This window comes from Nocardia carnea, assembly GCF_029868855.1.
Classification (GTDB): domain Bacteria; phylum Actinomycetota; class Actinomycetes; order Mycobacteriales; family Mycobacteriaceae; genus Nocardia; species Nocardia carnea_A.
This window is the reverse complement of sequence record NZ_JARWOV010000209.1, coordinates 101,254-124,395: the sequence shown is the minus strand read 5'-3', so window position 1 is coordinate 124,395 and position 23,142 is coordinate 101,254. Positions and strand designations below refer to the sequence as shown.

Below are 23,142 nucleotides of genomic sequence, written 5' to 3'. Positions count from 1 at the left end.
TCCTCTCCCCCGCCGGGGTGGGGGGGGGGTCCGTTAACACCCCCCCCCCCCCCCCTCTCTCATATCCCGGGCACCCTTCGCGACAAGGTCTACCCGGCCGGCTCCACCGCGATCCGGCCCCGGCCCTGCGCAGCCTCGATCACAACTACCGTCACTTCCGTGACCGACCCGTCACCGCGCCGCACCTCGCCAGGGCGCACAGGACGGGTTCACCGAGGCACACAGCAAGGTGAACACCGAGCTCGAGGACACCCTCCACAAGCTCGATCAGCTCGCCATAGCGGTCGAGCACACGCTGAACCGCGCGCTGGAAACCGATACGAAGATCGGCCACGGGTTCGCGGCTTTCGCCTGACAGCGGGTCGAACATCCGCCGAAACGGCCGACTGGATCAGACGGGGATCCAGCCGGCCGTTTCGCATGACCGCCGCTTGTCCACGTTTTCGTGCACGATAGTGGGCTGAAGGTCAGCAGGGCTGCCCGCGGCTCGGACCAGGAGCCGTTCGCGTCGAATCGGCACCGTATTCGACGCCAACAAAGCCGGAAAACGCGTCAAATGCCTCCTATTGTCGCGTGATGGCGCAGGATGCAAACGTACTGGCGGGACTTCCGATGCCTGCCGGGGCATTCGTCTCGACAGCGCTGTTGAGCGGCGGCCGCCGAACCCACGTAAGGAGGCAGCAGTGAAGCTGAACTCGTATCAGAACCTCCGTGTCGCGAACTTCAGCGTCCACGCGCTGCGCCGAATTCTCGAAGAAGCGGGTCTCGACTGGCGAACCGCACTTGTCAACGCGGAAATCGACCCCGATGCGGTGAACCGCCCGGGTGGCACTATCCCGGCGAGGAAAGAACTGGCCTTTCAACTCGAGTTCGTTGCGCTGACCGGAGATCGCGTCGATCTCTGGCTACGCGCCGCACGGGCCTACACCACTGCCACGGTCGGCGCGCGCGGAATGGCTCTCGCGACCGCGCCGACCATTGCGTCCTGGGTCGAAGCCGTGAACGCAGTCGACTACTCACCCGGACTGCTCGAGATCGGGGCGCTCCGGACATCCGATGGCACGGTGACAGGTGTTCAGTTCACCTACCCCGACACCGCGAAAGAGCTGATCCCGTTCAGCGCATATCGCGACCTCTATGTCACCAGCCGTTCGTTCGAGTGGCTCTACGGCGGCCGGTTCCCGTTCACTCGCATCGAATTCCCGTTACCGGAAGTCTCGCCCGAAGCATTGACCTACGTCTCCAGCGACGTGGTCGAATGTGGCTCCGAAACGCTGCGGCTGTGGTGGGATCCCGTGATATCGACAGAGGAACTCCCTTTCGGGAACGCATTCCAGCACGCGGCATGGATCAAAGCGGACACCGAAGTTCTCGACTCGTTCCGGGCGACCGGCGACTGGCCCGACACCGTCGCCAAAGCCATCAGAGCCGCGCCGGCACTGAACCGGAAACTCGCGAATGTGGCTGCCACGCTGCAGGTCTCACCACGCACTCTGCAGCGCAAGCTCGAACTCGCAGACCACGATTTCGCCGAGCTACGAGACGAGACCCTGTGCGACCTCGCCTGCGATCTGCTCTCGAATTCCGACCATTCCATATCCCGGATATCCCGGACGTTGGGCTACAAGGACGCAGCCAGCTTCACGATCGCCTTCAAAAGATGGCGGGGGATGCCGCCGTCTGCGTACCGGGAGGCCTCTCATTACCGACCGGGCAGCGGATCCGCGGAGTAGCCCGGTCCGGCCGGGCCGCAGTCGTGCGTAGACAACGACCTCCGGTCATACGCCCGTGCGCCCGGCTGCCTCACGACCGGCGATCCGGCCGAAGGCCAGGGCGTCGGCGATATGGAACCCGCCGTCCTTGGCCCAGCTGTATGTCGAGCTCACCTCACCGGCAGCGTAAAGGCCCGCGATCACCGTGCCGTCTACGTCCACGACCCGCGCCCGCCCGTCACGGCGCGGGCCGCCGTTGGTCCAGCCGAGCAGGGGCGCAACGTCCAGCACATAGAACGGCGGCTTCGACACCGGCGCGAGAGTTCCGGGTGAACGGCCGAAACTGTCGTCGCGGCCGATTTCGCAGGCGTTGTTGTACCGCGCGACAGTGCGTTCCAGCGTCGTCGGATCCACACCGGCGAGTTCGGCGAGCTCGGCGATCGTATCCGCGCGCCGGATCAGTCCGGACGCGATCTCCTCGCTGTTGTCGGCGCTCCAGGCGAAGTTCTGCATCAGCAGCTTCCACCCCACCGGCAGCACCTCCCGGGTTGGACTCAACGGACCCGCGGCACGCATTCGCTCGTCGAAGACCAGCTGGAAAGACCTCAGCGGGAAGAGTTCGAGAGTGCCGTTGCGGTAGATGTGACCGTGCCGGTTCTCGGCGGTCTCATCGACGAATCGCAGGCCGTCCGAGCCGATGAACAGGTAGTTGTGGGCCGCCCAGGGCGCGAGGAAAATACCGGGCCCATCGTCGACACGCACACCGGTGATCGTCATCATGTTGTCCATATGCCACAGGTCCGCGCCGATACGCTGCACCATACGGTGACCGTCACCGGTCGAATGCGGTGATCCCCAAATCGGCGCATCGGTCAGCCTGAGATAGTCGCGAACCATTCGAGTGTTCGCGGCGAACCCTCCGGTCGCCAGAACGACGCCGCCGCGGGCACGGATCCGTCGCCCGCCGGCGGTTTCCACACCGGTCACCACGCCGGACTCGGTGATCAGTTCCGCGGCCGGTGTCGAGAAACGCACCTCGATACCGGCGTCGGTGAGGGCGCCGAGCAAGAAGTCGTAGAGCCGGAAATCACCCATCTGCGCGCCCACGGTGTCCATACCCGCGTAGCAATCACTACCGTCGAGGGTGTGGTACTCGGGCTCGGTGTGATACTCCGAGCTCATACCTACTTCTGCCCCCAATGCGCGCAGCCAGTCGGAGTTCAGCGCCGTTTCGCGCGACCACGCCTCGACGACATCGTCGGCCACGGGATAGGGACCGCACAGGGAACGCAGGAATTGCGCGGCGCGCTCCGGATCACGGTTGATGAACCACCCTGCCCCGGATACCCGGGTATTGCCGCCGGCTGTCGCGGCATCCGCTTTCTCGAGGACGACGACGCGCGCCCCCGCCGCCTGCGCGCTCAACGCCGCCGCAGAACCGGCCGCCCCCACCCCGACGACCACGACATCGCATTCTTCATCGAAGCGCACAGCGCCCATTGCGAATTCCTTTCCTCAACCCGTGCTCACCACGGAGTCCACGCCCATGGTGCTGGGCGGCCCGGCACATCGGGCTCGAACAATCCCTCTCAGTGGGAGCCGCCACCCCCGACGATGCAGGAGTACCACGGCACCCGCCCGCAGGAACTCGGCCGCGTAGCTCACCTCGCCCCTGCCCTCGACCAGCGTTCTCCTGTTTCGAGGGTGATCGCACAGGCGAAGTCGTCCGCGACCGACCGCGGGCTGCCGGACGCCGCTCGTGCCGGGCCGCACCCTTTGACAATCCGGAGACTTCCTCCGTATTGTCGGTCACTGAAGCGGATAATCCCTCCGTTTCGTTCCGAATCGATCAGAGGAGCGGCTATGGCGCATACGGCTGCGGTGTTGCAGTCCCGTTCGGAAGAACTGGAGACACGTCGAGCCGACATAGCACAGCTCGACGACGCGCCGGAAAGGCTTCGGCGATGGCTGCGCGTGATGGAGGAATATTTCAGCGCGTTCAGCGGATTACCGGAACCGCTCATGGCTGCCGCGAGAGCATTGGAACCGGAAAACCCGCTGACGGTGCCCTGCGAGAAAATCATCGCGACCACCGAGGAGTACGTGCGCGCCGCGCTGCCCACGGGGAAGGTGCGGGCCCGGTAACGGGGCACAACAAGCAGTAGAGCAGCCGCCCCCGGCGCCGGGTGGTCCGCCAGCCTGAACGGCACCTGCGAAGTGTTCGCACAGCCTTGCCCGATAAAAGAAATCGATAAACAGAACCCGAGGAGTTTTGTATGAAGGTAGGCATTCTCGGTGTCGGCCATATCGGTAAGACGCTCAGTCGAAAGTTGAGCGCGGCCGGACACGACGTGGAGGTGGCCAACTCGCGCGGGCCCGAAACGATCGACGCCACGGTCCTTGCCACGGGAGCCCGCGCGGTGCCCGCGGCCGAGGCCGTGCAAGGCGTGGACGTCGTCATCATCTCCATCCCGCTGAACCGCGTTCCCGAGATCGCGCCGCTGCTCGCCGGTGTCCCCGCCGAGACGATCGTCATCGACACCTCGAACTACGTTCCGGGGCGTGATTCCCAGATCGCGGCCATCGAGGCCGGCCAGGTCGAAAGCCTTTGGGCCGCAGAACAGCTCGGCCGGTCGATCGTCAAGGCATGGAACGCCATCGGCTCCGGCTCCTTTGCCCTGAAAGGCACGCCTCCAGGGACTCCGGGCCGGATCGCCATCCCGGTCGCCGCCGATGACGACAGCGACCGCGCGGTCGGCATGGCACTGGTCGAGGACACCGGATTCGACGGATTCGACGCCGGACCGCTGGCGCAATCATGGCGCCAGCAGCCCGGAGCACCCGCCTACTGTACGGATCTCACCCGGGACGAGATGCCGGCCGCCCTGGCGAGCGCCGAGGCCGAAAAATTGCCGACGCGGCGCGACCTGTCGGGCGCCGCAATCGCCGAAAGGTTCGGCGTTGGAACGAATCCCGATTCCGAGTACCACGTCCGCCTCAGCCGCGCGCTGTTCATGTAGCTGTCCGGACACGAGAGAAAGGAAGGAACACGATATGAGGATTTCCGTTATCGGCGCCGGAGCCATCGGCGGCAATATCGCACGCCGGCTCAGCGAGGCCGGACACGACATACTGGTCGCGGACGCCCGTGGCCCGGAGGCCGTCGCCACCGACGTCCGCGAGGCAGGCGCCCGCGCAGTCGGCCTGGAAGCCGCGACTCACGACAGGGAGGTCATCATCCTGTCGATCCCGTTCGCGAAGCAGCCCGAGCTCGCCGGCGTCCTGGCCGGGGTTTCCGGCGATACCGTGATCGTCGATACGTCGAACTACTATCCCGGCATGAACGGCCACGTCGAGGCGGTGGACAACGGTCAGGTCGAGAGTGTGTGGAGTGCCGAGCAGCTCGGCACACCGATTGTGAAGGCGTGGAACGCCGCGCTCGCGGGGACGCAGCAGACCAAGGGAGCACCCGCCGGAACGCCCGGCCGCATCGCCATCCCCGTTGCCGCCGACTCGGAACGAGCACGCCGGATCGTCATGCAGCTCGTCGACGACACGGGCTTCGATCCGGTCGATGCCGGTGTTCTGGCCGAATCGTGGCGGCAACAGCCGGGGACTCCTGCCTACTGCACGGAACTGGATGCCGCGCAGTTGCGGCGGGCCCTGGCAGCGGCCGACAAGGACGAAGCTCCCCGTACTCGTGACCGGCTCGGGGAGCAATTCGCGAGCCTCACTGCGGCACCCTCGCTGGACGAGACCGTCGCGATCAATCGCGCCGCACACCACTGACCCAGCGCCCGCGGGCCGCCGATCTCTCCGGTAGAAGAGGCCACCGGCCCGCTGCGGTGGCGCCATTTCGCGCGGCCGTCCGCACACCGTCGGACGGCAAGCCGCGCGCTGGAAATTACAACTGCAGCGCCTCGGCAAGCTCACGGAGCGCGGGCCGCGGATCGGTCGCCGGTGTGTCCGTCAGGACCTGCACGACGACGTGGTCCGCGCCGGCGTCGAGATGTGCGGTGAGCGCAGCGGCGGCGGCGTCGGCCGAACCCACGCCGACCAGTGCGCGGGCCAACCGGTCCGATCCACCGGTGACCAGGTCGGACTCGTCGAAACCTTGGCGTAGCCACGAGTTCCGGTAGTTGGGCAGCGTCGAATACGCCGTGAGATGGTCGTGCGCACGGCGAAGTTGATCCTCGGAATCGTCACCGATCGCTACGGCTTGTTCGGTGACGATCCAACGATCGGGGCCCAGGATCGAGCGGGTGACCTGTGTCTGTTGGGGCGTCACCAGGTAGGGATGGGCGCCGTCGGCGTGTTCGCCGGACAGTTCGATCATCTTCGGTCCCAGTGCGGCGAGCAGGCGTAGCGGCCTGGCGCCGGGCTCGATCTCCGGGGACAGTGCGTCCATGCGCTCGAGATACGTCCGCATCGTTGCCAGCGGCTTGCGATAGGCGGCCCCTCCCAACTGTTCGACGAACGGGCCGTGGCTGACACCCAACCCGAGCACGAACCGTCCCGGATACAGGGCGCTGAGGATGCGGCCGCCGGATTCCGCCGCTGTCGGTATCCGGACGTGGATATTGGCGATGCCGGTACCGATCACCAGCCGGTCGGTGGCCGCGAGGAAGGCCGCGGATTCCACCAGCGCGTCTTTCCCGCCGCCCTCGGGCATGAACAGTGAACCGAACCCCAATGCTTCGATATCGCGGGCGATGTCCTGCGCCGCACGTATCGGCCACGCCTCACTGTTCCACCAGACGCCGACCTTGGACGGAAACTCCACACCGGTTTTTCGATCGGACATAGTTGTTGACCTACTCTCCTGGTTCGTCGGTTCTGCTGCCTGTACCGAAGTAGCGCGCCCGATACCCATGTCGCCCGGAATGCCGGCTCGATCGCAGATCGCGCGGGGACCGGCCGCTTTTCGATCGGATATCGGCCTACTCGTTCTCGGCCCGCGTGAAGACCGGGACATACTCGTCGGTCTCCGCCGGACCCGACTCGAGGAACACCGCGCGGACTCGTAGTCCGGCAGCGAGGGTATCGCGGTCGATATCGACCAGCTGGGTCCACCACCACGGCCCCTCATCGAGCTCCACCAGGCCGATCGTGACCTCGACCGGGGCATCCGAACCGCGGCCCCGCCGGGGGACGAACGCCCACGATACGACCCGGCCCCGACCCGAAGCCTGCACCCATTCCAGATCGGTGTTACCCAGACTGTCCTGCACTGCGGGCGGAGCCAGGATTTCCCCGGTTTCGGTGGACCGTCGCAACAGGAAGACCCCTCGTGCGGCTCCGTCGAAGAACTTCGAGGTGGCGGCATCGCGGACAACAGGCTGAACGTTCATTGATGTGGGAATCCCTCCGCTTCTTCCGGCCGGGCCCGGCTCACGAGCCCAGGATCAAGGTCGAGTGGTGGTCGAGAATTCCCCCGTTACCCGAGACCAGGACGAGCTCGTGTTGTTCCACCTGCCGGGCGCCGGCCTGCCCGCGCGCCTGCAGGATGGCCTCGGACAGCGGGGTCATACCCCACATGTAGTACGAGGACAGCTGTCCCCCGCCGGTATTCATCTTCACCTTGCCGTCCGGGCCGATCATTCCCGGCGTCGCCACGAACTCGCCTCCTTCGCCTTTGGCGCAGAATCCGTAGTCCTCGAGACTGACCAGAGCGGTGTAGGTGTAGCAGTCGTAGAGTTCGGCGATATCGATATCGTCGACGGTGACGCCGGCCATCGACATGGCCGCCGGCCCGGAGCGCGCCGCGCCGGTCACCAACCCGAAGTCGTCGTTACGACGCAATCTGGTGCCTGGATGACACTGTGCCCATCCGAGAACGCGAATCGGAGGCTGCGCCAGGTCACGGGCGCGGTCGGCCGTGGTCACCACGACGGCGACGCCACCGTTCGATACCAGGCAGCAATCGTAGAGGTGGAACGGATCGCTGATGATGCGGGATTCCTGGTGGTCGGCGAGGGTAATGGGGGTACGCATCTGCGCCAGTGGATTGAGCATGGCCCAGTCGCGCTGGGCAACGGCGATGGCACCCAACTGTTCGGAGGTCGTCCCGTATTCGAGCATGTGGCGACGCGCGGCCAGCGAGTACAGCACGTTCGGAGTTACTGCTCCCGTCGACCGCTGCAGGCCCGCCCATCCGGAAGGCGTCCGGTGACCATCCGAATAGGCCCGGCCCGCCCCGGCCCCTTCCACGAGCGGAGCATCACCGAACACGCACACGATGACTTCGGCCATCCCGGCCTGCACCGCCATCGATGCGTACTGGACCATCGCGCCGGCGGTAGCGCCGAATGCCTGCATCTGGGTCAGAACCGCCAGGTCGCGCAGGCCCAGGTCGACCTGCAACTCGAGGCCGACATCATTGGTCACGCCGCCCGAGACCAGTAAACCGTCGACATCCGCCAAGCGCAGACCGGCGTCGGCGACGGCCAGCCGGGTGGCCTCCGCGGCGAACTGGCGGGCGCTCTTGCCGTAGACCTTCCCCATCGCGGTCATTCCGAGACCGGCGATCACCGGTGATCGCGAGGTGCTGTGTGTCATTGTCCTGTCCAGTTCGGTGTCCGCTTCTCGACGAAGGCCCGCAGGCCCTCCTGTGCGTCTCGCGAATGCCGGACCCGTCCCGCTTCGAGGCGGTTGCGCGCCCAGTCCGCGGCCTCGCGCTCGACATGTCCGTCGGTGATGCCGCCCGCGATACGTTTGGTGGCCTGCACCGCAAGCGGGGCATTGGCGGCGATGGCATCGGCGAGCTCGAGTGCTACCGAGAGAACCTGATCCTGCGGCACGACCCGAGTGACCAGCCCCAGCTCCGCCGCCCGCGCCGCCGAGATCGGCTCGCCGGTGAAAGCCATCGCCAAGGCGACTTTGCGCGGAATCTGCTGCGCCAGCCGGAACGCACCACCGGCGGCGGCCACCAGTCCGCGGCGCACTTCGGGCAGGCCGAACTCGGCGGTATCGGCCGCGACGACCATATCGCTGGCCAACGCCAGTTCGGTGCCGCCGCCGAGCGCAAATCCGTTGACCGCGGCAATGGTGGGTTTGCTGACGGGGTGATCGACATACCCCGCGAAACCCCAGCGGGCACGAGCCCCCGCGGGGTGGATATCTTCCCCGGCGGCCAGCGCTTTGAGATCTGCCCCGGCACAGAATGCCCGGTCGCCCGCTCCGGTGAGGACAATCGCCCGCACCGCCGGATCGCGCTCGGCGGTCTCGAGCGCCTCGCCGATCGATTCGGCGACCATCCGGTTGATGCTGTTGCGGGCTCGTGGCCGGTTGATCGTGATCAGCAGGACATTGCCGCGCTGTTGTGTCAGGACCGCGTCGGTGTGCAGGTCGTGAGCTTCTCCGGTCGCCATGGTTGACCTCACTGCTATCGGACTCGGGACAGTCGCCGACGGCGGCATGAACGTTTGCTCATCGGGCACCTCGTTCTGGCTGTCGAGCGGATGACTCCTCGAAATCCGGTCGTCAACCGGACTACGGATATACTGACACATATAGTCCATATTAGGAAATGGACTGAGGGTGGCGCCCCGACCACGCCGGGGCACACCCGAGACGAACCCTGCGCCCGCCCCGGGATACGCCTCGAACCGCGCCAGGCCATCGGATAGCCTGGTCCTCGGCGATAATTCGTCCTCATTCGCGTTCCCGCAGTTCCACCGACAGTGGCCGCACCGGTCTCGAAGCACCCACATCAGGCGGCCGCGAAACTTGCGCACAGATACAGAAGCCATAATACTGACATATACCGTCCATATTAAAGATCAGGCCGGACCGCAGTGAGCCTTTGCCCGACAGGACCTCACTCCCATACACGGAGGTATGAACATGCAGGTGTCCCTCGAAGGGAAAATCGCGCTGGTGACCGGCTCGGGCCAGGGTATCGGCGCCGCGATAGCCACTCAGCTGGCATATTCCGGCGCCCAGGTGGCGGTCTGCGATCTTCGCGGCGACCGCGCCGATGCCGTCGCACGGGAACTGTCGGATCAGGGATTGCTCGCCCACGGGTTCACCTGCGATGTCACCTCGCCCGAGGAGATCGCGGCACTGAACCGCGCCGTCACGACCACCCTCGGTCCCATCGATATCCTGGTGAACAATGTGGGCTGGGCGGGTGATGACCCGTTCATCTCCCTCGGCGTCGAGCAGATCCGCAACCTCGTCGATGTCAATCTCATGTCGACGATCTTCGTCTGTCACGAAGTCGGCGCCGGGATGGTCGAACGCGGCTCCGGACGAATCATCAACATCGCCAGCGACGCCGGCCGGGTCGGTAGCGGCGGGCAAGCCGTCTACGCCGCCACGAAGGGCGGCGTCATCGCTTTCACCAAATCGCTGGCCCGGGAGTGGGCCAAACGCGGTATCACCGCGAACTGTGTCTCCCCCGGCGCCACCGATACCCCGCTGTGGGCCGACGATACCTCGGACCGCATCAAATCCATGTTGCTGTCGACCATCCCGCTCAAACGAGTCGGCCGGACCGAAGAGATCGCCACCGCGGTCACCTTCCTCGTCTCCGACAAGGCCGATTACATCACCGGTCAGGTACTCAGCGTCAGCGGTGGCCTGACCATGGTCGATTAGCGGCGACGAGTTCGCCGGCCGGAGCGCTGCGTACAGCAGGCAGCTCTGTGGCGACAGGGTCGTCGCCACAGAGCTGTACCGGAGGCCGGCCGAGGTAGTCCGGCGTGACAACACTGATCCGGGCGCGGCCTGTGATGCGCCGTCACACCTCAGTACCTATCGCCGGAGCACTATCCCGAGGCGCGCGGCGCCTGGCCGACCTGCTCGGGCTCGAAGGTCTTCACCAGCACCCGCTTGGAGATCAGCCATGTGGAGTCGACTTTTCTGTATTCGTCCTCGTACCGAACGTTGAACCGCACCCGAGGACCGCCACGTGCATGCTGCACGTCGCAGATACCGAACGCGACACCCGTGGCGCGGGTGTCGGACAGGATGGTGATCACGTGGTTGGTCATGTGGTGAACGACGTGTTCCACCATGTCCACCAATTCGTCCCCGTAGGCCGCAATGGCCTCGCGGCCTACGTGGAGACCGAAATCGACCTGGCGTTCATCCAAACAGCAGTCCTCCGTGAACACTTCGGCCGCCCACCGGGCAGGCTCGCCCGTATCGAGAAGCAGGGCGTAGCGATGGTTCAGCTCGGTGATGACATATTTGTCTTCGATGGACATCAGTGCGGACCTTTCATCAGCCGGTTCTGCGCCGCCGGCCGCTCACCGGTGCGGAATCTTGTTGGGGGCCATGGCTCCCGCGTCGAGCACATGGGTGGTGCCGGTGACGTAGCGAGCGTCGTCGGAGGCGAGGTAGACCACCGCATTGCTGACGTCGACGGGTTCGATCCAGGGCACGCGCAAGCCCTGCAACTGAACGAAAACTTCTTCCACCTCGGCTCGCGTCGGGTTCGCCACGTGGGGAAGAAAGACATTGTGCACCACCGGGTTGTTGATCATCGGTGTGTCGACGTTGCCGGGATGCAGTGAATTGACCCGGATGTTGTGTGGAGCGAGCTCGACCGCGAGCGCTCGCATGAGACCGGTGACGCCGTGTTTCGAGGCTGTGTAGTGGGAGAGATCGGCGTAAGCGATCAGACCGGCAAGGGAGCTGGTGAGGACGATAGAGCCGCCCTGTTTCCGCTCGATCATCGACGGCACCGCCGCCCGGACGGTCTTCCAGGTGCCGGTGAGGTTGACGTCGATCATGTCCTGCCATTGCTGCTCGGACATCTCCCAGGAGGGCGCGAAACCGGTGATGCCGGCATTGGCGACGACGATATCGATCCCACCCAACTCCGCGACCGTCTCGGCGACAACGGCCTGGAGTCCGGCCAGATCCCGGGTATCGCACTGCCGATGGATGATCCGACGGCCCGTCTCCCTCCCCAGTTCGGCGGTGTGCGCCAGATCCTCGGAGGTAGGCAGCGCATAGGGCACGGTGTCCACCGGTGCGCAGATATCTATCGCCACCACATCGGCGCCTTCCTCGGCAAGCCGCAGGACATGTGACCGTCCTTGACCGCGGGCGGCGCCGGTGACCAGCGCGACCTTGTTGTCGAGACGTCCCATGGTGGTCCTCCTTGTTCGATATACCGGCGGATACCGGCGATAACTGGTTGCCGACGGAGCGCCGGACCGTCTCTTATGCCGATTCGAGGGGTCGGCTCGCGGTCTCCGGGACCCGCAACGTCGTCAACAGCACCACCACGGCAACAGCCATCAGGTAGAAGGCAGGAGCGTAGGTGGTCCCCGTCTGCGCGACGAGGAATGTCGAGACGTATGCCGCGGTACCGCCGATCAGCCCGAAGACGTTGTAGCTGATGCCGAACGCCGTGTATCTGATGCTGGTGGGGAAACGCTCCAGCGCGGCGGTGACGTATACGGCTTGTCCGGCAGAGACCGGTATCGCGAGCAATATCAGCGCGCCCACGGCCGCGAGGAAGTTACCGGTGTCGAGCAGCAGGAAACTCGGGTATGTGAAGACGATCAAGCCCACCGCGGCGGAGACGAGGACGCGCCGGCGACCGTACCTGTCGGACAGTATGCCCATCGGCGGTCCCAGGACGACGATGGCCGCGCCGCCGGCGCAGATCGCCAGGAGACCGTCGCCGGAGTCGAAGCCGAGCTCGCTGGTCAACAGCGTCGGCATGTAGATCATCATGATGTAGTAACCGAGAAAGGCACCGGCACCGAGCAGCCCGGTCACCGCCATCCGGCGGTACATGGAGGCCTTTCCGAGCACCTCGGGAAGTGGGCTTCGGAAAGTGGCCTCGGCTTTCCGCGCGAGTTCGAACGCGGGGGATTCGTCGAGCTTCACCCGGATGTAGAGCCCCACCAGGCCGAGTGGCAGGGCGAGCAGGAACGGAATACGCCAGCCCCAGCTGTTCAGCGATTCGGTGGTCATGAGCGCCGCGAGCAGCGCGGCGGTGAGCAGACCGGCCAGGGTCGCGCAGGTGATCGACACCCCGATCCAGCTCACGAAGTAGCCACGCCGGTGATTCGGTGCGGATTCGGCGACGAAGATCGTCGCACCCGGAAGTTCACCGCCCGCCGAAACACCCTGGAGGATACGCAGAATCACGAGCAGCAGCGGTGCCAGCACGCCGATCGTTTCGTAGCTCGGAAGCAATCCGATGGCGGCTGTGCTGACCGACATCAAAAGGATGACCGAGACCAAGGTGGTCTGCCGTCCGATCTTGTCGCCGAATCGACCCCAGACCAGCCCACCCAGCGGCCGTGCGACGAATGCGAGGGCGAAGATGCCCAGTGTGCTCAGCAGCCCGCTCACCCGGTCCGTCGCGGAGAAGAAGGTGCTCGCGATGGCGGGGGTCAGGGCGGCGTACACGGCGAAGTCGTAGTACTCGACGAAGGAACCCGCACAGCTCGCGATCACCGCGCGACGGAGCATTGATGGGCTGATATCGGTCCCGGCGTCGTGCCCGGTGGGAGTTTCCGGCAGTTCCGCTCGGGGCGCACCGGGCTCGTTGCCCGTCTTCTCGGTCGTCACACTGTCGTCCAACCGCCATCGATGACGAGCGTCTGCCCAGTCATATAGGACGACGCCTCGCTGGCGAGGAACACCAGGGCGCCGTTGAGTTCGTCTTCCCGGCCGCCGCGCCGCATCGGCATACGCCGGAACCGGCGTTCACCGGCGCTGCTGGTGAACAGCTCCTCGGTCAGCTCGCTGCGGAAATACCCGGGCGCCAGGGCATTGACCCGGATACCGCGATCCGCCCATTGCGCCGCCAGTTCGCGCGTCAGGCTGATCACCGCACCCTTGCTGGCGCAGTAGCCGGCCTCCGGAATCGACCAGCTGGCGACCAGGCCGTTGATGGACGCGATATTGATAATTGTGCCCCGGCCCTGTTCCAGCATCCGGCGACCGGCGAGGTGACAGAGACGGTAGAGCGCGATCAGGTTGACGTCTATCACTTTGCCGAAGGTTTCCGGGTCTTCGTCTTCGGCCGGTTGGATCGAGGTGATACCGGCATTGTTGACGACGATATCGATGGCGCCGCGCCATTCCACGGTGCGGTCGATGACATCGCGGATCTCGTCGTCTTTCGTGACATCCGCCGATACGGCAAGGATGTGCTCGGGAAACTGGTCGACCAGCGCGAGGAGCGGGTCTTTTCGCCGCGCCACAGCGACGACATAAGCACCCCGTTGTGCCATCGCAGTAGCGAATTGCCGGCCGAGACCAGAACTCGCTCCGGTGACAATCGCGACCTTGCCGGCGATATCGAACAGCGGATCCACACTGCGGACCGCTGTCGAAGTGATGTCGTTCATGAGGAAATATCTCCTGAGGTCGGTCGGTGCGTTTCTCCACGGAAATTTCCGCGCGCACGCATCGGAGAGCTGGAGGCCCGTACGCCTCCGCTCGACCGAGGGGCGGGTTACGCGTTTCTCGAGCCATCCTGTGGGGTTCCGGATATGCGGCATCCGGCGCGTGGCCCGAGATCGGCGTGACCCGCCGGTGTCGGTCGTCGGATATCAGGCGTGCTTACCGAGTGCGCCGAAAGCCTCGTAGGCGAGTCCCATGCCGAGCATTTCGAGGACCTGTTTCTTGAGGGGCTGGACGATGAGGGCACGGGTGAACCGCAACGTCGTATCCGATTTCTCGGCGATCCGGCCCGCGATCTCCCGGGCGCGGTCGAGCACCTGGTCCGGGGGAAGAACCTCTTTGACGAGGCCCCAGCGCAGCGCCTCGTCCGCGGTGATCGTTTCACCGGTGAGCATGTAGGCACGGGCCCGGTTGATGCCGAGGAGCATGGTCATCCAGATCTGGGATCCGTCGCCCGGCGCGATATCTTCCAACTCGAAATGCGCCGAATCTTCGAACGAAGCGGTATCGGCGGCGATGATGACGTCGGAGAACAGGGGGATCTCGCAGTGCCGCGCAACCGGGCCGTTGACCGCGGCGACCACCGGTACCTGGATATCCAGGATCGCGTTGACCAGTTCACGCTGGTCGGTCCAGGCGTCCTGTTCCCACACCGCGTATTCCTCCGAGAAGGAGGGGATCACGGTCATGATCTGGCCGCCCTCGGCATCGGCGCGCGGTCCCATGAATTCCACACCGGTGCCGGTGATGAGCACGACTCGATTACCGCGATCGAGCGCGACGTCACGGAATGCACGCGTCAATTCTCGATGGGTATGCATCCCGATCTGGAAGGGGCCGCCGTCGGAATGGAGCCGTAACTCCAGAATTCCGTTCTCGTCCCGGGTGAATTCGCAGTGCGGATACTTGTCACGGTAGTCGTCCAGTACGGTCATGGAAACCATCTCCTTTGAGGTTGCCGAGTAGAAATCTCTGCCCGGAAAATATCGGGGGCAGCTGGTTGTCGAGCTTCAGAATTGAGCGCTGCGGCTTCAGACGAGATTGCCGAATAACTCTCTGAGCAGCTTCTTGTCGAACTTGCCGGTACTGGTCCGCGGAATATTTTCGATCACCCGGAAATCGTCCGGGATCCACCATTTCGCCACGCGCCCCGACAGGTGTTCGCGAAGTTCGTCGATGCCGACCGCGCCGTCTGTCACGACGAACGCGGCGGGGCGCTCGCCCCAGCGGTCGTCCGGACGCCCGACGACGGCCGCCTCACGAACCGACGGGTGCGCCATCAGCGCCGATTCCAGGTCCAAGGAGCTGATCCACTCGCCCCCGGATTTGATCGCGTCCTTGAGCCGATCGGTGATCCGCACCCACCCTTTCGGGTCGATGGTCCCGACATCCCCGGTCCGCAGCCAGCCGCCGTGGAATGTGTCCGCGCCGACGCCGGCTCCCAGATAGGCGCCGGCCACCATCGGCCCGCGGATCTCCAGTTCGCCCACGGTGATCCCGTCTCTGGGCAACTCCGTACCGTCGCCGGCGACGAGGCGCATTTCGTAGAGCGGCGAGATCCGGCCGGCCGAGGTGCGCGACCGCCACCCCTCATCGGTGTCGGTCATCGCTGCCGGCGTCACCATGGTGGCTCCCGGGAAGACTTCGGTCATACCCCAGCCCTGGACGAAATCGATTCCGAGGGTGCCGTAGGCGCGCATGAGGGACTCGGGAACCGCGGTCCCGCCACCGACGACGGTGCGCAGGCTCGACAGGTCGATCGGTACGGGGCCCGATTGCCGCTCCCGGATGACTCGCAGCAGGTCCATCCACACCGTGGGAACGCCACCCGCCCAGGTCACGCGATGCTCGGAGATCAATTCGGCAACCGCCTCGGGTTGCAGGTTCGGCCCGGGCAGGACCATATCGGCGCCGGTGAGACCGCAGAGGAAGGGCAGACCCCACCCCATGGCATGGAACAGTGGAACCAGGCCGAGAACGACGTCTTCCTCACCGATCCGGAAGACGTCACGACCTGCCATGGACAGGGCGTGCAGGACGATCGACCGGTGGGAGTACAGAACTCCCTTGGGATCCCCCGTCGTACCGGAGGTGTAGCAGAGGGCTGCGGCAGTCCGCTCGTCGACGTCGACCGGCGCGAGCGGCCGATCCGCCTGCGCGATCAATGCCTCGAAATCGAGTTCACCGGCACCGAGATCACCGCCGGCGGCGCCGATGACCACCACATGCTCGAGTAGCGGTAGCCGGCGCCGCAGACCGGCGATCCGCTCCCGGAAATCGGACTCCACGATCAGTACGGTGTCCCGCGCGTGGTTGATCGTGTACACCAACTGGTCCTCGTGCAACCTCGGGTTCGCCGTGTGCAGCACCGCACCCATCCCGATGACCGCGTAATAGGTCTCGAGGTGCTCCCGGGTGTTCCAGGCCAGGCTGCCGACCCGATCTCCCGGCCGGATTCCCAGCTGCGCCAATGCCGCGGCGAGGCGCTCCGATCGATCCAGGACCTCGGCGAAGGTGGCCGACCGCGAAGGACCGTCCGGGTGGCTCGCCGACCGCGAGTACACCATTGCTCCGTGATGGATGGCGCGCATCCGCCGCAGCAGCAACGCGACGTTCAGGTCGACGTCCATCATGAGGCCCGGCGTCGGCGCCGGTTCGGGCGGTGTCACTGCCGGGCCGCAGCCGCCGCGCGCCGGCGATCACGGGCTTCGAGCGCCGCGCCGACCAGACGCTGATGATCCTCGGACACGGCGGAGACGCGCTCGGCCTGGAACCCCAGATCCAGTGTCACGCTGGACAACATGTGCAGGATGGCATTGAGCGCCTTCTTGGTGCCCTGCACCGCGACATGCGGCGAGGCCGCCATCCGCTCGGCCCAATCCATGGCCCGCGGCAGCACCTCGTCCACCGGGCACGACTCGGTGACCAGCCCCCACTCCGCGGCTACCCGTCCGACCACCGGATCCCCGGTGAGCAGGAACCGCTTGGCGCGCGCCATACCCACGAGAATCGGCCACATCATGGCCCCGCCGTCACCGGCGACAAGACCGATCACCACATGCGGGTCGGACAATCGTGCATCCTCGGCCACGATGCTGAAATCGCTCATCAACGCCATCGTGAAGCCGTAGCCGGCTGCGGCACCGTTGACGGCCGAGATCACCGGCTGCGGGAGGTTCAACAGATCGTCGACGATCTTCTTGGCTTCGAAGAACGTGGTCTCCCTGGTCACCGGGGTCTCCCCCGCGATCCACTCGAGATCACCCCCGGCGCAGAACGCCCGGCCCGCACCGGTGAGGACCACTGCCCGCACCCGGCGATCCATGCCGATATCGGCGAACACTGTGGACAATTCACGATGGAAATCGGCATCTATCGCATTCAGCTTGTCGGCACGCAGGAACGTCACCGTCAGCACACCGCTGCTCGACAGATCGAACTTCATCGTCTGATACCGCTCATACATTGGCAGCTACTCCTTCGGGATTGATCGCCACAGCCACATCGAGACCAGGAGCCACGTCGGTCCGTTCCAGCGCGATCCGGGCGGCCGGCTCGCGACGAACGCGCCCTCGGAGGGCGATCACCGCCTGAGAACTGTTATCCATCAACGTGACTCCGATCATACTGACACATATAGTCCAAAATAGGAAGAAGGTGGTCCCGGCCTTGATCACCGAGGTCGGCGAGCTCTACTCGACCCGGTCGAAGCGCCAGCGACCCGTGAAGGTCGGCGCCGTCCTGGCTTTGAAAGCCCGGAAGCCGTTGTCGATGTCCTCGCCGGCGAAATTCACGGCCTGCGCCACCGCTTCGGCCTCGAGGCTGCTTGCGAAGTCGGCGCCGGCCGCACGGTGCAGGAGAGACTTCGTCAAGGACAGTGCGGCCGGCGGACCGGCCGCCAGCCGACCGGCGAGCGAGTCCACGACAGCATCGAGATCCTCGGGCTCGACCACCTGGGTAGCCAGTCCCAGCCGTTCCACCTCCGCCGCGCCGAGGACATCGCCCGTCATCGTCAGCAGTTTTGCCTTCTGCATCCCGATGAGACGAGGCAGCAACCAGGACCCACCGACATCGATCGACAACCCACGCCGCGGAAACACCTGCGCGAATGTCGCGTTGCTCGAACAGATCACGAGGTCGCAGCACAGTGCGAGGTTCCAGCCACCGCCGATCGCCGGGCCCGGCACCTTCGCGATCGTCGGCTTCGGAAACTCGTGCAGGGCAACCGCTGCGGCCGAAATGATCCGCATGCGGTCCAGCGGATGGTGCGGGCCGTCGGCCCCCAGCTGGCCGCCGGACGAGAACACCCCGTGCGCACCCGTCAGGACCACCGCGCGCACACTCGTATCGTGCTCCGCGTCGTCGAGCGCCGCGGCCAGGCGCCGCCACTGGGCGGAATCCAGCGCGTTTTTCACCGCGGGCCTGTTCATGGTCAAGGTCCGGACCCCACCGGCCTGCTCGACCACGAGCGGGGCGGTCTCCGGTTCATTCGATTTCGCCATAGGACTTCCTCTCGGCAGACGGATTCCGCGCACTCATTACGTCCCACCGGCCCGCGACGGCGCGGTACATTCTGGACGGAATCGCTCGGTAATTTGCTGTGCATCTCCCGCGGCCGGACGAGATCGCTTCGGCGACGCCGCGAGGAGCGGTATGGTAAAAGCCATGACGTCTACTCCGCGCACGGTCGGCCGACCGCGTGAACCCGATCTCGATGACCGGGTACTGGACGCCGCCAGGTCGGTATACGGCGAGCGCGGCTGGAGCGGATTCACCGTCGACGAGGTCGCGCGGCGCGCGGGTGTCGGCAAGGGCTCGTTGTATCTGCGCTGGCCCAACAAGGCCGCACTGCTGGTCGATGCCGTGCGTTCGGCCGCGCCCTCGGTCGGCAACATCAATCTCGGAAACCTCGAGCTGGACCTGCGGGAGTTCGCCAGACAGTGGATGGCCTTCGTTCAGAGCATCGAGGGCACGATGGTCAGCCGGCTGATCATGGACCGGCATTCCAACGAGGAGCTGGCCGCGGTCGTCGGCGAGCTGGACTATCCGGATTACATCCGGTCGACCCGGGCTCTGGTCCGGCGCGCGGTCCGGCGGGGTGAGATCGACCCCGGCATCACGCCCACACTCATCGCCGATCTCGTCGCGGGCGCCATCACCACGCACGTCCGTAGCACGCCTCCGGGCCTGGCCGAGGTCGCGCACACGGAGGCCTACCTGACGCAGCTCGTGGACACGGTGCTGCGCGGGGTGGGCTATCGGCATCCTTCCGCGCAGGACTCCCCCGGCGACGACACCTGACGTGCCGCCGGGGCGGTCCGGCGCCGAGATCATCGGCACGCACCGCCCTCGGACGTCCGGGCCGGCGCGGATCGGGCACGTTCCGGGCGGGCCCAGGTGCGGGCACCCCGGCCACGTTCACGGAGCTCGGCCTTGCGGACCCGCTCGGTCGCCGTCTTCGGTAGCAGGTCGACAATCTCGATGAAGCGTGGCCGCATGAACTCGGCCAGCCGGCCGGACAGGAATTCGTCCAATGCGGCCTCGTCCAGATGGCGCGACTGTTTCGGGACCACGAAGGCCATCACTTCCTGCTCACCCCACTCCGAGTCGACCCCCACCACCGCGCATTCCAGTACGTCGGGATGCTGGAGCACGGCCGCCTCGACCTCGACCGAGGAAATGTTCTCACCGCGGCGGCGCAACGAATCCTTGAGACGATCCACCAGGTAGTAGTTGCCCTGCTCGTCACGGCGGAACTGGTCACCTGTGTGGAACCACAGGTTGCGCCAGGCGGCGACCGTCGCCTCCGGGTTGGCCCAGTAGCCGGAGGCGAAATGCCACGGTTCGCGCGGACGCAGGACGAGCTCGCCGAGTTCACCGTCGGGCACCTCACGATCGAATTCGTCGACGATTCTTGCTTCGAACCCGTCGCGCAGGCGACCGCAACTCTGCGGAATGCTGACGTCGTAGTCGATCGCGACAATGGGTGCGCATACTTCGGTCATGCCCCACTGGGTGGTCACCAGTACGTCGTGCCGCTTCTTGAAGTCCTCCACCTCCGGAATCACGGGAATCATCTGCACTCGTCGCAGCGGCGTCGATTCGGGCCGGATATCGCTCTGGTAGATGAAGTTCGCCATCGCGCCGAGGAGCAGCGTCGCGGTGCATTGATACTTCTCGATATCGGCCCAGAATGCATCGGTGGAAAAGCGCTCGCGGAGCACCGCCCGTCCACGCACTCGCGCCACAGATATCAGGTTGGCGCGATAGGTGATGTGCGACGGTGAAAAGGGTAGGTAGATGGCATCCTCGTGGCCGAGGACGGTCGGCGGGAAGACTCCGGCCGCCGCCTCTTTCAGCTGTGCGAATGGCACGACGACCCCCTTCGACAACCCCGTCGTACCCGAGGTGTAGAGGATGCAGGCCGGCGTATGTCCCGGTATCCGCCCCTCGGGCGCGCTCTCCGCGGAATCGCCCAGCGCGGCCAGAATGTCGTCTGCCCGGACAATAGCGGTCGAATTATCGGATCGGAGATCGTCGTCGCCGCCGATGACAACGACCTGCTCGATATTCGGCGCCTTGATCAGCGCCTCTCGAACGGCCGGAAAATACCGGTGGTCGACGACCGCGACCCGAGCCCGGGTATCTCCGACGATGTGATCGAGAAGTGCGCCCCGATAGGCGGGGTTGGCCGACGCTTCGATCGCGCGGGCGTAGGCCACTCCGCACCACAACTCGACCGACGCCACCGAGGACGCCACAAAGGTCAGGACGGTGTCACCCGCGGCCACCCCGAGACCGGCCAGCGCCCGGCGCCATCTCCGCGCGTTCGCGTGGACCTCGGCATAGGTCCTGACCGGGCCGTCGACCTCTTCCAGACAGATTGCTTCCGGCGACTCGGCCGCGATCTCGGCAACCATATCCGGGTATGCCTCGGCCGTCCGCACTATTTCGGGACTCACTAGCTCTCCTGATAAATGTTCGTTCTCGAAAATCGAGTCGGGTACAAACACACATGGCTTTGCGGAGTGGATCAGCCGAATCCGTGGTCGGCTCTGATCAGCACTCGAACCTGTGTGTCCGGTCCGCTCGACAGGCCCGGAGGTTCGATCGGTTGGCGATGGCCGGGCGGTGGTGTGGCGTGTGCGGTTTCGTAGTCGTCGAGGCCGGCGAGATCGTGGCCCATACGGTCGCGTTTGGTCCGCAGGTAGGCGAGGTTCTCGGCATTGGCACGCAGCGGCATCGGGACACGTTCGGTGACGCGCAGTCCGTGGCCGTCGAGACCGACCCGCTTGGCGGGATTGTTCGTCAGCAACCGCATGGTGGATATCCCCAGGTCGACGAGGATCTGCGCGCCGATACCGTAGTCGCGGGAGTCGGCGGGCAACCCGAGCTGGAGGTTCGCGTCGACCGTGTCCGATCCCGCGTCCTGCAGCTGATATGCCTGCAGCTTGTGCAGCAGGCCGATACCGCGGCCTTCATGACCACGCATGTACAGCACGACACCCCGCCCTTCGCTCGCGATCATTTCGAGGGCTGCGTCGAGCTGGGGCCCGCAGTCACAGCGCAGCGATCCGAACACATCACCGGTCAGGCATTCGGAGTGCACCCGGACGAGGACATCGCTACCGTCGCCCTCCGGCCCGGCGATATCTCCGCATACGAGGGCGACATGCTCGACCTCGTCGTAAATGCTCCGGTAGCCGACTGCCCGGAACGTGCCGTGCGCAGTCGGTATCCGCGCGTCGGCGATGCGGACCACCTGCTTCTCGTGCCTCCGGCGCCACGCGATGAGGTCGGCGATCGAGATCAGGGCGAGGCCGTGTTCGTCGGCGAAGTCCCGGAGCTCGCCGGTCTGCGCCATCGCGCCTTCGTTCTGCCGGCTCACGATCTCGCAGATCACGCCCGCGGGGCGGAGGCCGGCCATCCGCGCGAGGTCGACGGCGGCCTCCGTATGGCCGGGCCGGCGCAGGACACCACCGTCCTTCGCGCGCAGCGGCACCACGTGGCCGGGCCGGGTGAAATCGCCGGCACCGGCGGTGGGGTCGGCGAGCAGGCGCATGGTCGCGGCCCGGTCGGCGGCGGAGATACCGGTTCCGATGCCCGCACGGGCATCGACGGTCACCGTGTACGCGGTACCGTGTTTGTCCTGGTTGACGGCATACATCGGCGGTAGGGCGAGCCGGTCGCAGTCCTCGCCGGCCAGCGGTACGCACAGATATCCCGACGTATGGCGGACCATGAACGCCACCAGTTCGGGCGTCGCCTTCTCGGCGGCGAAGATCAGGTCGCCCTCGTTCTCCCGATCCTCGTCGTCGACCACCACCACCGGTTTACCGGCGGCGATGTCGGCGACCGCGCGCTCGATATCGTCGAACCTTGTCACGTCGTGTGCTCCATACTCTCGTGCCCGCACCGGGCCGTACAGCGGTGTCGCCCGCGGGCACGCACCTCGCTGATCACCTCGGCTACTCGACGTCGATCGTCCGAGCGTCGACCAGTTCGCGGAACTTCGCGCCGTGCCAGATGAGCGGCTCGTTCTCGCCGATGCCGAGCTTGTTCACCTCGAGCAGGACCATCCAGTGATCGCCTGCCTCGGTGACCTCGTGGATCGAGCATTCGAGCCACAGCGCGGCGTCTTCGATGAACACCGCACCCGCTTCCCCGACTTCGATCGCGACCTGCCCGAAACGGGAAGCGCGATCTTTACTCGCGAGCTTGCGGGTCAGATCGCTCTGCCCCTTGCCCAGGATCGACACTCCGAGGGAGCCGGCCTTCTCGAGCACACCCCATGTCTCGGACGACTTCTGTACCGCGACCGCGCCGAGGCAGGGTTCCAGCGATACTCCGACCATGAACGACGAGGCGACCAGCGCATGCTTGCCACCGGCTACATCGGCCGCGAGAACCGCTACACCAGAAGGGAATTGCGCAAAAGCGTTCCGCACGACCGTCGGGTCGCCGCCGAAACCACGCACTTTGGTCTGACTCATCAGTTCTCTTCCTGCCCCGGTTCGAAGCACGGCACCAGCGCGCTCCGAACCGTGGA

At 65.7% G+C, this 23,142-nt stretch carries 23 protein-coding genes; 7 read left to right on the top strand and 16 right to left on the bottom strand.

Annotated features, from left to right (window positions below; all coding sequences use genetic code 11):
• Positions 1-229: 229 nt before the first annotated feature.
• Together QH195_RS20440 and QH195_RS20435 are read left to right on the top strand one after the other, a co-directional pair.
• On the top strand, positions 230-355 hold the full coding sequence (locus QH195_RS20440) for a hypothetical protein (RefSeq protein WP_280425943.1): 126 nt from the start codon (positions 230-232) through the stop codon (positions 353-355).
• Between the two features lie 328 nt (positions 356-683).
• Complete coding sequence (locus QH195_RS20435) at positions 684-1,733, top strand: AraC family transcriptional regulator (protein ID WP_280436618.1); 1,050 nt, start codon at positions 684-686, stop codon at positions 1,731-1,733.
• A gap of 45 nt (positions 1,734-1,778) precedes the next feature.
• Here QH195_RS20435 and QH195_RS20430 read toward each other — a convergent pair whose 3' ends face one another.
• The gene (locus QH195_RS20430) at positions 1,779-3,212 is read right to left on the bottom strand and encodes an FAD-dependent oxidoreductase (RefSeq protein ID WP_280436617.1); all 1,434 of its coding nucleotides are present in this window, start codon (positions 3,210-3,212) and stop codon (positions 1,779-1,781) included.
• A 363-nt stretch (positions 3,213-3,575) separates the two neighbouring features.
• Here QH195_RS20430 and QH195_RS20425 point away from each other — a divergent pair, with 363 nt between their 5' ends.
• The 3 genes from QH195_RS20425 to QH195_RS20415 all read left to right on the top strand — a co-directional run bounded on the left by QH195_RS20425 (position 3,576) and on the right by QH195_RS20415 (position 5,501).
• The gene (locus tag QH195_RS20425; RefSeq protein ID WP_280436616.1) at positions 3,576-3,857 is read left to right on the top strand and encodes a hypothetical protein; all 282 of its coding nucleotides are present in this window, start codon (positions 3,576-3,578) and stop codon (positions 3,855-3,857) included.
• Between the two features lie 131 nt (positions 3,858-3,988).
• Positions 3,989-4,732: an NADPH-dependent F420 reductase gene (locus tag QH195_RS20420; protein WP_280436615.1), complete on the top strand. Its 744-nt coding sequence runs from the start codon at positions 3,989-3,991 to the stop codon at positions 4,730-4,732.
• Positions 4,674-5,501: an NADPH-dependent F420 reductase gene (locus QH195_RS20415; RefSeq protein WP_280436614.1), complete on the top strand. Its 828-nt coding sequence runs from the start codon at positions 4,674-4,676 to the stop codon at positions 5,499-5,501. The genes QH195_RS20420 and QH195_RS20415 overlap by 59 nt, the downstream gene beginning before the upstream one ends.
• 115 nt (positions 5,502-5,616) lie before the next feature.
• Here the strand turns inward: QH195_RS20415 and QH195_RS20410 are convergent, their stop codons facing one another.
• The 4 genes from QH195_RS20410 to QH195_RS20395 all read right to left on the bottom strand — a co-directional run bounded on the left by QH195_RS20410 (position 5,617) and on the right by QH195_RS20395 (position 9,082).
• Complete coding sequence (locus QH195_RS20410; RefSeq protein ID WP_280436613.1) at positions 5,617-6,516, bottom strand: TIGR03620 family F420-dependent LLM class oxidoreductase; 900 nt, start codon at positions 6,514-6,516, stop codon at positions 5,617-5,619.
• A 136-nt stretch (positions 6,517-6,652) separates the two neighbouring features.
• On the bottom strand, positions 6,653-7,063 hold the full coding sequence (locus QH195_RS20405) for a Zn-ribbon domain-containing OB-fold protein (protein WP_280436612.1): 411 nt from the start codon (positions 7,061-7,063) through the stop codon (positions 6,653-6,655).
• Between the two features lie 40 nt (positions 7,064-7,103).
• Positions 7,104-8,270 carry a thiolase family protein gene (locus QH195_RS20400; RefSeq protein ID WP_280436611.1) on the bottom strand — a complete coding sequence of 389 codons (1,167 nt, stop codon included), beginning with the start codon at positions 8,268-8,270 and terminating at the stop codon, positions 7,104-7,106.
• The gene (locus QH195_RS20395) at positions 8,267-9,082 is read right to left on the bottom strand and encodes a crotonase/enoyl-CoA hydratase family protein (RefSeq protein WP_280436610.1); all 816 of its coding nucleotides are present in this window, start codon (positions 9,080-9,082) and stop codon (positions 8,267-8,269) included. Before QH195_RS20395 ends, QH195_RS20400 begins: the two co-directional genes overlap by 4 nt.
• Before the next feature lie 469 nt (positions 9,083-9,551).
• On the opposite strand from QH195_RS20395, the gene QH195_RS20390 reads away from it, so the two are divergent.
• Entirely contained in the window at positions 9,552-10,313 is a 762-nt protein-coding gene (locus tag QH195_RS20390; protein WP_280436609.1) for an SDR family NAD(P)-dependent oxidoreductase, read from the top strand.
• A gap of 170 nt (positions 10,314-10,483) precedes the next feature.
• On the opposite strand, the gene QH195_RS20385 is transcribed toward QH195_RS20390, so the two are convergent.
• The 8 genes from QH195_RS20385 to QH195_RS20350 form a co-directional block, all read right to left on the bottom strand.
• Positions 10,484-10,924 carry a nuclear transport factor 2 family protein gene (locus QH195_RS20385; protein ID WP_280436608.1) on the bottom strand — a complete coding sequence of 147 codons (441 nt, stop codon included), beginning with the start codon at positions 10,922-10,924 and terminating at the stop codon, positions 10,484-10,486.
• 42 nt (positions 10,925-10,966) lie between these two features.
• Positions 10,967-11,815 (bottom strand): mycofactocin-coupled SDR family oxidoreductase, encoded by an 849-nt coding sequence (locus QH195_RS20380; RefSeq protein WP_280436607.1) that lies wholly within the window; start codon positions 11,813-11,815, stop codon positions 10,967-10,969.
• A gap of 73 nt (positions 11,816-11,888) precedes the next feature.
• A complete protein-coding gene (locus tag QH195_RS20375; RefSeq protein WP_280436606.1) occupies positions 11,889-13,253 on the bottom strand; it encodes an MFS transporter in 1,365 nt (454 codons plus the stop codon).
• On the bottom strand, positions 13,250-14,038 hold the full coding sequence (locus tag QH195_RS20370; RefSeq protein ID WP_280436605.1) for an SDR family NAD(P)-dependent oxidoreductase: 789 nt from the start codon (positions 14,036-14,038) through the stop codon (positions 13,250-13,252). Before QH195_RS20370 ends, QH195_RS20375 begins: the two co-directional genes overlap by 4 nt.
• Before the next feature lie 204 nt (positions 14,039-14,242).
• Positions 14,243-15,028 (bottom strand): enoyl-CoA hydratase/isomerase family protein, encoded by a 786-nt coding sequence (locus QH195_RS20365; protein ID WP_280436604.1) that lies wholly within the window; start codon positions 15,026-15,028, stop codon positions 14,243-14,245.
• Between the two features lie 96 nt (positions 15,029-15,124).
• Entirely contained in the window at positions 15,125-16,726 is a 1,602-nt protein-coding gene (locus tag QH195_RS20360; protein WP_280436603.1) for a long-chain-fatty-acid--CoA ligase, read from the bottom strand.
• Positions 16,727-16,758: 32 nt separating this feature from the next.
• Positions 16,759-17,559, bottom strand: coding sequence for an enoyl-CoA hydratase/isomerase family protein (locus QH195_RS20355; protein ID WP_280436602.1), 801 nt, complete (start codon positions 17,557-17,559; stop codon positions 16,759-16,761).
• Positions 17,560-17,785: 226 nt separating this feature from the next.
• Complete coding sequence (locus QH195_RS20350) at positions 17,786-18,595, bottom strand: enoyl-CoA hydratase/isomerase family protein (RefSeq protein WP_280436601.1); 810 nt, start codon at positions 18,593-18,595, stop codon at positions 17,786-17,788.
• Between the two features lie 163 nt (positions 18,596-18,758).
• On the opposite strand from QH195_RS20350, the gene QH195_RS20345 reads away from it, so the two are divergent.
• Positions 18,759-19,394 (top strand): TetR/AcrR family transcriptional regulator, encoded by a 636-nt coding sequence (locus tag QH195_RS20345; protein ID WP_280436600.1) that lies wholly within the window; start codon positions 18,759-18,761, stop codon positions 19,392-19,394.
• A 29-nt stretch (positions 19,395-19,423) separates the two neighbouring features.
• Here QH195_RS20345 and QH195_RS20340 read toward each other — a convergent pair whose 3' ends face one another.
• The 3 genes from QH195_RS20340 to QH195_RS20330 all read right to left on the bottom strand — a co-directional run bounded on the left by QH195_RS20340 (position 19,424) and on the right by QH195_RS20330 (position 23,086).
• A complete protein-coding gene (locus QH195_RS20340; RefSeq protein ID WP_280436599.1) occupies positions 19,424-21,055 on the bottom strand; it encodes an AMP-binding protein in 1,632 nt (543 codons plus the stop codon).
• A gap of 71 nt (positions 21,056-21,126) precedes the next feature.
• Positions 21,127-22,479, bottom strand: coding sequence for a bifunctional 3,4-dihydroxy-2-butanone-4-phosphate synthase/GTP cyclohydrolase II (locus QH195_RS20335; protein ID WP_280436598.1), 1,353 nt, complete (start codon positions 22,477-22,479; stop codon positions 21,127-21,129).
• Positions 22,480-22,561: 82 nt separating this feature from the next.
• Positions 22,562-23,086 carry a flavin reductase family protein gene (locus QH195_RS20330; protein ID WP_280436597.1) on the bottom strand — a complete coding sequence of 175 codons (525 nt, stop codon included), beginning with the start codon at positions 23,084-23,086 and terminating at the stop codon, positions 22,562-22,564.
• Positions 23,087-23,142 lie beyond the last annotated feature (56 nt).